We start from the raw sequence: 10,759 nt of genomic DNA on the forward strand, positions 1-10,759 counted from the left end.
TCTTCTCCTTACAAAGCGTTGATCAGGGTGCTGAAGGTTTCTTGCGCCGCCTTGATGATCTGCGAGGACGCCGTGTAGTAATGCTGGAACTTGACCAGGCTGGCCGCTTCGTCATCCAGGTTGACCCCGGACACCGCGCTGCGGCTTTCGCTGGCGGACTTGAGCACCGCCTCGGTCGCGGTGCTGTCGATGGACGCCTGGTTCGCCTTGGCACCCACGCGCTCGACCAGCGAGGCGTAGGCCGAAGTGAAGCTGGTACCGCCACCGGAACCGGTATTCACCGTCGACTTGGTCTGCAGGTCGAGCAGCGCCGTTGCGTTGCGGTTATCGGCCTTGCCGTCGGCATTGAACGACAGGGTAAAACTGTCATTGGCCGCAGGGCTGCCGCCGATGGTGGTCTCGACGGCGAACGTGCGCGGGTTGCCGCTGCCATCCAGAATCGGGTCGCCGGCCGCATCGAGCATCGGCACGGTCACCGACAGTTTGTTGTCGGTACCTGGCACCACGCTGCCGGTACCAATCTGGGTACCCTTGGCATCGAACAGCTTGTAGCCCTGGGAGCCACCGCTGGCAGCGTCGAACACCACGCGCACAGGCATCGAATCGCGAATCGACTGCTGGATCAGCGCGGTATCGGCACCGCCGTAGATGTCCAGCGACTCGCCCAGGGTCGGCTGGGTGATGGTGCCAGTACCGCTGTTGCCACTGCCCGAGGTAGCGCTGATGGGCCCGGCGAAGGCCAGCTTGTTGGCATCGGTCAAGGTCGTGGTAATGCTCCCGGCAGCTGCACGGGTAGGGATGACCTTGAAGCTGTCGCCGGCCGCCAGGCCGCCGCCTTTCAACGCCAGGCTGAAACCATCGATCACCGGCGCCGGGTCGGCATTCAGGTCGAAGCTGCCCATGTCGGTGCCGTCCGAGCGGCGCACACTGTACTGGTTGGCGCTGGTGAACTTCACCTCGTAGTCGTAGGTGGTCAACGCACCGCTGTTGGCGATGGTGACATCCAGATTGCCGGAGCCGGCACTGTTGTTCGACGAGGCCAGGCTGCGCTGGGCAATGGCAGTGGCGCTGTTGATGCTGGAGAACAGCGAGCTGCCGAACTGGCCGTTGGCATCCAGGCCCTGACCCAGCTGGCTATTGATGCTGTCGGCGACGACCAGGGCAACGCGACCAAGCTCGTTCATCGACGGCGTCAGCACGTCCTGGCGATAACGCAACAGGCCGCCAATGGCGCCCCCGGACACCACCGAGGTCACGTCCGAGCTGAACGAGTCATAGTTGATGCGCAGGGCAACCTGGCTCTTGTCGGCCACACCCGGCTCCACCGACAAGGTGTTGGCCTTGGTTCCGGTGACCAGCGATTGGCCACTGCCCAGGTACACGTCGTAGTTGCCATCACGCTCCTGCACCGTCACCCCTACCAGCTCGTTGAGCTGGCGCACGGCTTCGCTGCGCGCATCCAGCAGGCTGTTGGGGGTGTTGCCGGAGGCGCTGGCCGCGGTGATCTGCTTGTTGTACTCGGCAATGTTAGCGGTGAGCTTGTTCACCTGGCCGGCCATGGTGTCGAGCTGGGAGTTGATCGTGGCGTTCTGCTGGGTCAGCTGGGTGCTCACCGCGTTGAAACGGTTGCTCAGGGTTTGCGCCTGGGTCAGCAGCAACTGACGCGAGGCAACGTCACCCGGCTTCGCCGCTGCAGTCTGCAGCGCCGAAAAGAAGGCGGTAAGGACCGAACTGATACCGGTGTCACGGTCAGCCAGCAGCTTGTCGACGCTGGTGATCTGATCCTGGAACGTCAGCGAGTCTGCCTGCAACGAGGTGGCCGTCTGCAGCTGGTTGTCCAGGTAGGAGCTGTAGATGCGACGCACATCCGCCAGCGTGGTCCCGGTACCCAGAAACCCTGCGCCTATGTTGTGCGAAGGCCCCGCCGCCTGAACCGTCTGCTGGCGCGAGTAGCCACTGGTCGCGGCGTTGGCGATGTTGTTACTGGTTACCGACAAGGCCGCCTGGCTGGCACTCAGGCCACTCAGGCCGATGGAAATCAGGCTCGACATGATTTAGTCCTTTTATAAGTTCGTGGTTCTGCCAGCCATGGCGTATTGCGGGGTTGACTGCATTTGCTGGGCGATGCTGATGATTTTCTTCGCATAGCCCGGGTCGGTCGCATAACCTGCTTTTTGCAGCTCTCTTGCAAACTGCTCAGGGTTATCGGCCGCATCCAGCGCACCTTGATAGCGAGCATTGCTCTGCAGCAAGGTAACGAGATCGTGGAAGCTGTCCTGGTAGGAGTCGTAGCTGCGGAACGCCGCGGTTTCCTTGACGAACTGGCCATCGCGGAATTCGCTGGTGATCGCCCGCGCCTGCTCGCCTTGCCAGCTGCCGGTGGCTTTGATGCCGAACAGGTTGTGGCTGCTGCTGCCGTCGCTGTTGCGCATCACCGACTTGCCCCAACCGGTTTCCAGCGCGGCCTGGGCCACCAGGTAGCGTGGGTCGACACCAATGCGCCGGGCGGCCTGTTCGGCCATTGGCAGCATGGTGGCGACGAAGGCGTCGCTGTCGCTGAAAGCCTTGTTCGGCGCCAGCGGTGGCTGGGCCACGGCACGGCCGACAATGCGCAGGCCGTTGTCCGGCACGGCGAAGGCCTTGGCTACTGCCTGACCGTCACGGGCAGGCACGGCGGCGTTATTGGCAGTTTCCGCCGACGGCACGATACCGGCCAACAGGCGGTCGGTGAGTTTGCTGGGCAGGGCCAGGCGCCGCGCGTTGAGTGCAGCAACGTCATTGCGCGTAGCGGACGAGGCCATGGCATGCGCCGGCTCCGCCACCTTGTTGCCCCACAATGCCGGGCCACTGCTATCGACGCGCGGGAACGGGCTGGTATTGATCGACGCACTGCGGCCCTTGGTCAGCTGGCGCACCAGCACGTCCTGCAAGCCGATGCCGCCACCTTCGCGGGACATGCTCACGGCCAACTGCTGGTCGTACATGTCGCGGTACTGCTTGACCGTTTCGGTGTTCATCGGGTTGTCGTCGGCCAGCACGTCACTGGCCTTGCGCGAGGCCTTGAGCATTTCGCTGATGAACAGCGACTCGAATTCCTGGGCGACCTTGCGCACATTGGCTTCGCTGTCGCGGTCGCCGTGCTTGAGGGCACTCAGGCGGTTGAGGTCGGTATAGGCGCCGCTGTCGGCACTACCGGATACCTGGCTTTTGATATTCATCCGCGCCGTCCTCAGATCACGATCAGGTCGGCCTGCAAGGCGCCGGCCTGCTTCAAGGCTTCGAGGATTGCCATCAGGTCGCCGGGCGCTGCGCCCACCTGGTTCACCGCGCGGACGATTTCATCCAGCGTGGTGCCCGGGCCGAACTTGAACATCGGCTTGGCTTCCTGCTCGGCATTGACCCGCGAGCGTGGCACCACGGCAGTCTGGCCATTGGAGAAGGCCCCCGGCTGGCTGACGATCGGGTCTTCGGTGATGGTCACGGTCAGGCTGCCGTGGGTGACCGCCGCCGGCGACACCTTGACGTTCTGGCCGATGACGATGGTGCCGGTACGCGAATTGATGATGACTTTGGCCACCGCCTGGCCCGGGTCGATTTCGAGGTTTTCGAGGATCGACAGATAATCCACGCGCTGGCTTGGGTCCATTGGCGCACTGACTCGCACCGAACCACCATCCACGGCCTGGGCCACGCCAGGGCCGAGCAGGTCGTTGACCTTGTCCACGATGCGCTTGGCGGTCGTGAAGTCGGGGCGGTTGAGGTTCAAGGTCAGGGTATTGCCCTGGTTGAAGCCGCTCGGCACCGCACGCTCGACACTGGCACCACCCGGAATACGGCCAGCCGACGGAACGTTGACAGTGATCTTCGAGCCGTCACGACCTTCGGCATCAAAGCCGCCCACGACCAGGTTGCCCTGGGCAATGGCGTAGACATTGCCGTCGATACCCTTGAGCGGGGTCATCAACAGGCTGCCGCCGCGCAGGCTCTTCGAGTTACCGATCGACGACACGGTGATGTCCACCACCTGGCCCGGCTTGGCGAACGGTGGCAGGTCGGCATGCACCGACACTGCGGCAACGTTCTTCAGCTGCACGTTGCCGGAACCGGCCGGCACCTTGATGCCGAACTGCGACAGCATGTTGTTGAAAGTTTGCAGGGTGAACGGCGTCTGGGTGGTCTGGTCACCCGTGCCATTGAGGCCCACCACCAGGCCGTAACCAATCAACTGGTTGGAACGTACGCCAGAAATGCTGGCAATGTCCTTCAGGCGCTCGGCCTGGGCAGCGAAGGCGCAGGACAAAAGCAGGGTTGTGGCAATCAGCTGCCTCACGTTGAACATGGTCATCCGTACTCAGAAAGGCCAAAGCGGGCTGATGAAGAAGCGGTCCAGCCACCCGGGCTGGCTGGCATCGGCGAACGAACCGGTGCCGGAGTAGGTGATGCGCGCGTCGGCCACACGGGTGGACGGCACGGTGTTGTCGGTGGCGATATCGTCAGCGCGAACCATGCCGGCAATGCGCACCAGCTCTTCGCCGGTGTTCAGGGTCAGCCACTTCTCGCCGCGCACGGCGATGATGCCGTTGGGCAGCACCTCGGCCACGGTGACGGTGATCGAACCGGTCAGCGTGTTGCCCTGGGTGGCCTTGCTGTCGCCCTTGGTCGCGCGATCGCCGCTATAACCGGCCTCCAGCGAAAGGTCGCCGCCACCGAACGGATTATTGGTGTTGGGCGTGCTACCAAACAGCGAAGTCAGGCCGATGTCGGTCTTGCTGGTCTTGGCGATCTGCGAGCCCGCGTTCTTGCTGGCGGACGTGCGCTCATTGAGCGTGATGGTGATGATGTCACCCACCCGGAACGCCTTGCGGTCGCTGTACAGGTTCTGCTCGAAACCGGCCTGGTAGATCGAACCGTTGTTGGCCGCTGCCGGCAACGGGGTGCGCGGCAACACCGGCGCATAGTACGGGTCGTTGGGCTTGGGCGTCGGTGCGACGCAACCTGCCAGCAACACCGCCCCCCCCAGGGCGAAAACGGACAACAGACGATTCATGACACTTACCTCACGGGCGCAGCTGAGTGACAGGGCTTAGAGCTGTTGAGTAACGAACGACAGCATCTGGTCGGCCGTGGAAATGACTTTGGAGTTCATCTCGTAGGCACGCTGAGTGGTGATCATGTTCACCAGCTCTTCCACGGTGCTGACGTTGGAGTTCTCCAGCGTCTGCTGCAAGGTGGTGCCAAAACCGTTCAGGCCTGGGGTGCCGACCTGCGGTGCGCCACTGGCGGCGGTCTCGAGGAACAGGTTGTCACCGATCGCCTGCAGGCCGGCCGGGTTGATGAAGTCGGCGGTCTGGATGTTGCCGATCACCTGTGCAGCCGGGTTGCCGGCGGTGGTGATCGACACGGTGCCGTCCTGGCCTACGGTGAAGGTCTGGGCGTCGTTAGGCACGACAATGGCAGGTTCCAGGGCGTAGCCGTTGGCGGTGACGATCTGGCCATCGGAGTTCAGGTGGAAGGTGCCGTCACGGGTGTACGACACGGTGCCGTCCGGCTGCAGGACCTGGAAGAAACCGCGACCGTTGACTGCCATGTCCAACGGGTTTTCGGTGGTTTGCAGGCTGCCGGCGACGAAGCTTTTCTGGGTGCCCACGATACGCACACCGGTACCGACCTGCAGGCCCGAGGGCAGCTCGCTGTCCTGGGTCGACTGGGCACCAGGCTGGCGCTTGATCTGGTAGAGCAGGTCTGCGAATTCGGCGCGATCACGCTTGAAGCCGGTGGTCGAGACGTTGGCCAGGTTGTTGGAAATGACCGTCAGGTTGGTGTCCTGAGCGGACAGGCCGGTTTTAGCGACCCAAAGAGCCGGAAGCATGTGAGTTCTCCTCGTGCGCCTGTTTTACGGCACCCGTTCAAAAGTGATTAGCCGATTTGCAAAACCCGAGCCATGGCTTCGTCGCCTTCCTTGGCCGTATTCATCATCTTGACGTGCAGTTCGAACTGGCGGGACAGCGCCAGCACCGAGGTCATTTCCTCGACAGCGTTGACATTGCTGCCTTCCAGGAAGCCAGCCACCACCCGCACGTTGACGTCGGCATCGGCCGGCTGGCCGGAAGTGGTATGGATCAGACCGTCCAGGCCCTTCGTCAGGCCTTTGGTGTCCGGGTTGACCAGTTTGATGCGGTCGACCTCAGCCATCACCCGCGGGTCTTCACCCATGGAGCGGATGCTGATGGTGCCGTCGGCACCCACTTCCACTTTCTGCTCCGGCGGGATGGCGATCGGGCCACCGTTGCCGATCACCGGCATGCCATTGCCGGCACGCAGCACACCGAGGGCATCGATGTTCAGACTACCGGTACGCACATAGGCTTCGCTGCCATCCGGCGCCTGCACGGCGATAAAGCCTTTGCCGGTCACCGCGACGTCAAGGTCGCGGCCAGTTTCGACCAACGGGCCTTCACTGAAGTCGGTGGCCGGGCGCTCGGTCATGGCGAAGGCGCGCGCCGGAAAGCTGTCACCGAACACCGGCATCGAACGGGCCTGCTCCAGGTCGCGCTGAAAACCGTTGGTGGAAATGTTCGCCAGGTTGTTGGCGTGGGCCTTCTGCGCCAGCGCGTTCTGGCTGGCGCCGGTCATGGCCACATAAAGCAACTTGTCCACAGTTTCTCCTCTGCGCGTAGCTGCCGCGCTGTCACTGGGCAGGTTCCAAGCAATAATTGAACCAAGTCTGAAACACCCGGTTTACGGGGCTTTCAGCGCGGCAAGGGGCAATAACCGTCAGTTTGTCGGCGGATGTTTGCCGCCTGCGGCAAGGGCTTGCTCAATGGGCGCGGCAGGCGGCGTTGTTGTAGGGGCCAGAGTGGCGCACCCAGCCTTTGCCCGGGTTGTGGGCCGAACACAGGTAGCGGCCGGTGACCAGGCTTTGCCATTGATAGAACGGGGCGGGGGCAGCGGGGGCCGGCAGAACCAGCACCAGCAAGGGGAACAAGGCCAGTAACGACAGCCGCTTCATTCGCGTGAACCTTCACATTCTTGGGGCCGCTTTGCGGCCCCAATTACAAACACCCAAAGCAAAAACAATCATCAGGTCATCTGAATGATGGTCTGCATGATGGTGCTTTCAGTGGAAATGGTCTTGGCATTGGCCTGGTAGTTGCTCTGCGCCTTGATCAGGTTGACCAGTTCGCCGGTCAGGTCGACGTTGGAGTCTTCCAGGGCACCACCGGAAATCTGGCCGAGGGTACCGGTGTCCGGAGCGCCGATCACCGGCACGCCCGAGGCGTAGGACTCTTTCCAGTTTGTACCGCCAATCGGCGTCAAGCCCTGCAGGTTGGCGAAGTTGGCAATCGCCACCTGGCCGATCACCTTGTCCTTGCCGTTGGTGAAGCTGGCAAACAGGTAGCCGTTCTGGTCGATGCTCAGCCCCGACAGCTCACCGGTGGCGAAGCCATCCTGGGTTTTGGCGATTTCTGCGGACGACGCGTTGTATTGGGTGGCACCCAGCATGTCCAGCTTCACACCGTCCGCGTTGGCGATGGCGCCATTGGCCGACCACTCTCCAGCGGCGTTCTTCTGCGCCGGGATCCAGTCGTTGAGCTGGAAGATCTTGTCTTCGCCAATGCTCAGGCCGCCCGCGACGTCACCCGCAGTCATTGCATCCTTGTCCAGCGTACCATCGGACTTGAACGGCACGGCGTTGACCAGCGGCGTGGTGGAAGCCGGATTGGCCGGGTTGCGGCCATCGATAGTGGTGTGCATGGACCAGGTATTGGTCGCGTCGTCCTTGATGAAGTACTGATTCATCTGGTGTTCATTACCCTGGCTGTCGTACACCGGGGTATTGAACGTGAAGTTGTAGGAACTGGCATTGGTGGGATCGAAGGGCGTCACCGACGGGGAGGTCGCGGCCGAGTTCAGGTTGATCTTCTCGGTGATGAGGCTGGTCGGCTTCGGCGTCAGGTTGGAAGTATCGATCTGCAGGTCAGTCAGGATGCCCTGGATGATCTTGCCATCCTCGCCGACCGCATAACCCTGCAGGTTGGCACCCGAAGCATTCACCACATAACCGGCCTTGTCGCTGTAGAAAGCGCCCGCACGGGTGTAGATCTTCGAGCCGTTATCGTTCAGGGCAAAGAAGCCGTTGCCATCGATAGCCATGTCCAGCGCCTGGCCGGTGGCGTTGATATTGCCTGGCGTGAACAGCTGCGAAACCGCGGCAGTCTTTACCCCGGTGCCGATCACGGTCTTGCCTGCGCTGGTGCCGCGAATGGAGTTGGAGTACTGGTCGGCGAACTCGGCACGCGACGACTTGAAGCCAGTGGTGGCAACGTTGGCAATGTTGTTGCCGGTAACGTTCAGGGCCTTGTTTGCTGCATAGAGGCCGCTAAGGCCGATATTGAAAGACATGTGTAACTCCTGTCGTTTTGCTCAGGCCCTAGATGCCGATGCTTTGAATTTTGGAAAGCGCAACACTGCCCAGCCCGGCCAGGTTGAGCGTCATCTCCGAACCGTTGCTACCCATGGTCACACTGGTAACCGAGGCCGGCAGGTTGGTGGTCATGGCCGTGGCCTTGCCATCGATCGAGGCGGTGGCCTTGAAGGTGTAGGTCCCGGCGGCCGCGACTTCACCGTCATCGTTCAGGCCATCCCAGGTAAAGTCGATGCTGCCAGCCTTCTGGGTACCGAGCTCGATGGTGCGCACCAGCTTGTCGTCCTTGTCGTAGATCCCCACCGAGGTGGAGGTACTGGACGACGTCAGGTTGACCGAGCCCTTCATGTCCTTGCTGGTATCGACCACAGCCTTATCGGTCTGGACAATGACGTTGCGCCCGACCAGCGAGGAGGCCTGCAAGGCCTGGGAAGATTGCAGCCCAGCCGCGATGTAGGTCACTGCGTCGTTCAGCGACTGCATGCTTTCCAGGCTGCTGAACTGCGCCAACTGGGCTACGAACTCGCCGTTTTCCTGCGGGTCGAGCGGGTTCTGGTTCTGCATCTGGGTGACCAGCAACTGCAGGAACGCGTCCTTGCCCAACGCGCTGCCGGCGGCGCCGGTAGAGCTGTCAGTCTTGGACGTCTGCTTCTGCAGCGAGGTCAGGTATGCGCTACCGACGTCTGTAGTGGAATTGGTGGTGGTCATGTCGGCTTCCTATCACTGCCCCAGGGTCAGCACTTTCTGCATCATGTTCTTGGCCGTGTTCATCAGTTCAGCGTTGGTCTGAAACGCGCGGCTGGCGGAGATCATGTCAGCCATCTCCTCGACCACATTGACGTTCGGGTAGTAGACGTAGCCGTCCTTGTTCGCCGCCGGGTGGTTCGGCTCGTAGCGTGCTTCCAGAGTGCTCTGGTCTTCGACGATGCCTTTTACCTGCACGCCCTGCCCTGCCTCGCCCTGGTCTTCGAACAGCGACTGGCTGCTGCCGGCCTGCGCATTCTGGAAGGTGGTGGCGAACACCGGGTGGCGGGCGCGGTACGTCTGGTCGATGCTCGAAGACACGGTCTCGGCGTTGGCGATGTTGGACGCCACGGTGTTCAGACGCGTGTTCTGTGCGCTCATGCCGCTACCGGCAATATTGAAGACACTGGAAAGGGACATGGTCATTCTCCCCGCAGGGCGGAAACCAGCCCTTTGAATTTACTGTTGAGCAAGGTGAAGCTGGCCTGGAAGCCAATCGCGTTTTCCGTGTAGTTCGATTGCTCGATCTGCGCATCCACGGTGTTCTGGTCGATCGACGGCTGCAGCGGCGTGCGGTACTTGAGGGTATCGTCAGCCGCGATGGCGAGGCCTTCGGCTTCGATGTGCCGGCTGTTGGTACGGTCCATGGCGAAGCGGCCGCCTTGCTGCTTGCTGGTCTCGGCGGCGAGCACCGAAGAAAAATCCATGTCACGCGCCTTGTAATTGGGCGTGTCGGCGTTGGCGATATTGTTGGCCAACACCTCGGCACGCTGGGCGCGGAAGCCCAGGGCCTTTTCGTGGATACCAAGCGCCTTGTCGAAACTGATGCTCATGTCGGGGAAACCTTCAGAGGTTGACCGGAATTTCGTTGAGCAAGGTATAGCAAGGGCTGTGCCAACCACTGGAAAGCCCGTATTTATGGGGTTTTGCAGCGCAGTACTGTCAGATTGATGCCAGAAAAGCGGCAAAGGCCTTCCGCCTGAGGTGACAAAAGCGGCAATTGATGGGCGGCAAAAGCGGCAAAACAAAAAATTGACGTCAGTGTTTTCCTGTGCGGGCCTCTTCGCGGGTGAACCCGCTCCTACGGCGGGCTGTGTCCAACCTCCGAGGTGTGTCCACCACCAATCTGTGTAGGAGCGGGTTCACCCGCGAATACGGTGGCGGCGGCAACGGTGAACGGCGGGTGGAGATTGGCCAGCAGGGCCGGCCCTTTCGCGGGTGAACCCGCTCCTACACGACGGTCTTNAACGGTGAACGGCGGGTGGAGATTGGCCAGCAGGGCCGGCCCTTTCGCGGGTGAACCCGCTCCTACACGACGGCCTGCGTCCAACCTCCGGTGTGTGTCCACCACCAATCTGTGTAGGAGCGGGTTCACCCGCGAATACGGTAGCGCCGGCAACGGTGAACGGCGGGTGGAAATTGGCCAGCAGGCCCGGCCCTTTCGCGGGTAAACCCGCTCCTACACGGCGGCCTATGCCCAACCACCGATGTGTGTCCACAACCAATTTGTGTAGGAGCGGGTTTACCCGCGAATACGGTGGCGGCGGCAACGGTGAACGGCGGGTGGAGATTGGCCAGCAGGGCCGGCCC

11 protein-coding genes are annotated in these 10,759 nt (G+C 62.0%); all 11 read right to left on the reverse strand.

The features are described 5' to 3' along the window. Positions 1 to 8: 8 nt before the first annotated feature. The 11 genes from flgK to flgB all read right to left on the reverse strand — a co-directional run bounded on the left by flgK (position 9) and on the right by flgB (position 10,002). On the reverse strand, positions 9 to 2,051 hold the full coding sequence (flgK, locus tag FQ668_RS20975; RefSeq protein ID WP_014590125.1) for a flagellar hook-associated protein FlgK: 2,043 nt from the start codon (positions 2,049 to 2,051) through the stop codon (positions 9 to 11). A gap of 12 nt (positions 2,052 to 2,063) precedes the next feature. Continuing rightward, a complete protein-coding gene (gene flgJ / locus FQ668_RS20980) occupies positions 2,064 to 3,218 on the reverse strand; it encodes a flagellar assembly peptidoglycan hydrolase FlgJ (protein WP_019438373.1) in 1,155 nt (384 codons plus the stop codon). A gap of 11 nt (positions 3,219 to 3,229) precedes the next feature. Continuing rightward, a complete protein-coding gene (locus tag FQ668_RS20985; RefSeq protein WP_003254458.1) occupies positions 3,230 to 4,345 on the reverse strand; it encodes a flagellar basal body P-ring protein FlgI in 1,116 nt (371 codons plus the stop codon). 6 nt (positions 4,346 to 4,351) lie between these two features. Then, positions 4,352 to 5,047 carry a flagellar basal body L-ring protein FlgH gene (gene flgH / locus FQ668_RS20990; RefSeq protein ID WP_003254461.1) on the reverse strand — a complete coding sequence of 232 codons (696 nt, stop codon included), beginning with the start codon at positions 5,045 to 5,047 and terminating at the stop codon, positions 4,352 to 4,354. Positions 5,048 to 5,083: 36 nt separating this feature from the next. Then, positions 5,084 to 5,869 carry a flagellar basal-body rod protein FlgG gene (gene flgG, locus FQ668_RS20995; protein WP_003254462.1) on the reverse strand — a complete coding sequence of 262 codons (786 nt, stop codon included), beginning with the start codon at positions 5,867 to 5,869 and terminating at the stop codon, positions 5,084 to 5,086. A gap of 47 nt (positions 5,870 to 5,916) precedes the next feature. Further along, entirely contained in the window at positions 5,917 to 6,657 is a 741-nt protein-coding gene (gene flgF / locus FQ668_RS21000) for a flagellar basal-body rod protein FlgF (RefSeq protein ID WP_010955101.1), read from the reverse strand. Between the two features lie 160 nt (positions 6,658 to 6,817). Continuing rightward, complete coding sequence (locus tag FQ668_RS21005) at positions 6,818 to 7,009, reverse strand: hypothetical protein (protein ID WP_003254464.1); 192 nt, start codon at positions 7,007 to 7,009, stop codon at positions 6,818 to 6,820. 71 nt (positions 7,010 to 7,080) lie between these two features. Continuing rightward, the gene (flgE, locus tag FQ668_RS21010) at positions 7,081 to 8,403 is read right to left on the reverse strand and encodes a flagellar hook protein FlgE (RefSeq protein WP_014590122.1); all 1,323 of its coding nucleotides are present in this window, start codon (positions 8,401 to 8,403) and stop codon (positions 7,081 to 7,083) included. A gap of 28 nt (positions 8,404 to 8,431) precedes the next feature. Continuing rightward, the gene (flgD, locus tag FQ668_RS21015; RefSeq protein WP_014590121.1) at positions 8,432 to 9,133 is read right to left on the reverse strand and encodes a flagellar hook assembly protein FlgD; all 702 of its coding nucleotides are present in this window, start codon (positions 9,131 to 9,133) and stop codon (positions 8,432 to 8,434) included. A 12-nt stretch (positions 9,134 to 9,145) separates the two neighbouring features. Next, a complete protein-coding gene (gene flgC, locus FQ668_RS21020) occupies positions 9,146 to 9,589 on the reverse strand; it encodes a flagellar basal body rod protein FlgC (protein ID WP_003254469.1) in 444 nt (147 codons plus the stop codon). 2 nt (positions 9,590 to 9,591) lie between these two features. Further along, positions 9,592 to 10,002, reverse strand: a complete 411-nt coding sequence (flgB, locus tag FQ668_RS21025) for a flagellar basal body rod protein FlgB (RefSeq protein WP_012051595.1) — start codon at positions 10,000 to 10,002, stop codon at positions 9,592 to 9,594. Between the last annotated feature and the right edge of the window lie 757 nt (positions 10,003 to 10,759).

The sequence above is a fragment of the Pseudomonas sp. Kh14 genome (assembly GCF_900291005.1).
In the GTDB taxonomy this organism is placed as follows: domain Bacteria; phylum Pseudomonadota; class Gammaproteobacteria; order Pseudomonadales; family Pseudomonadaceae; genus Aquipseudomonas; species Aquipseudomonas alloputida.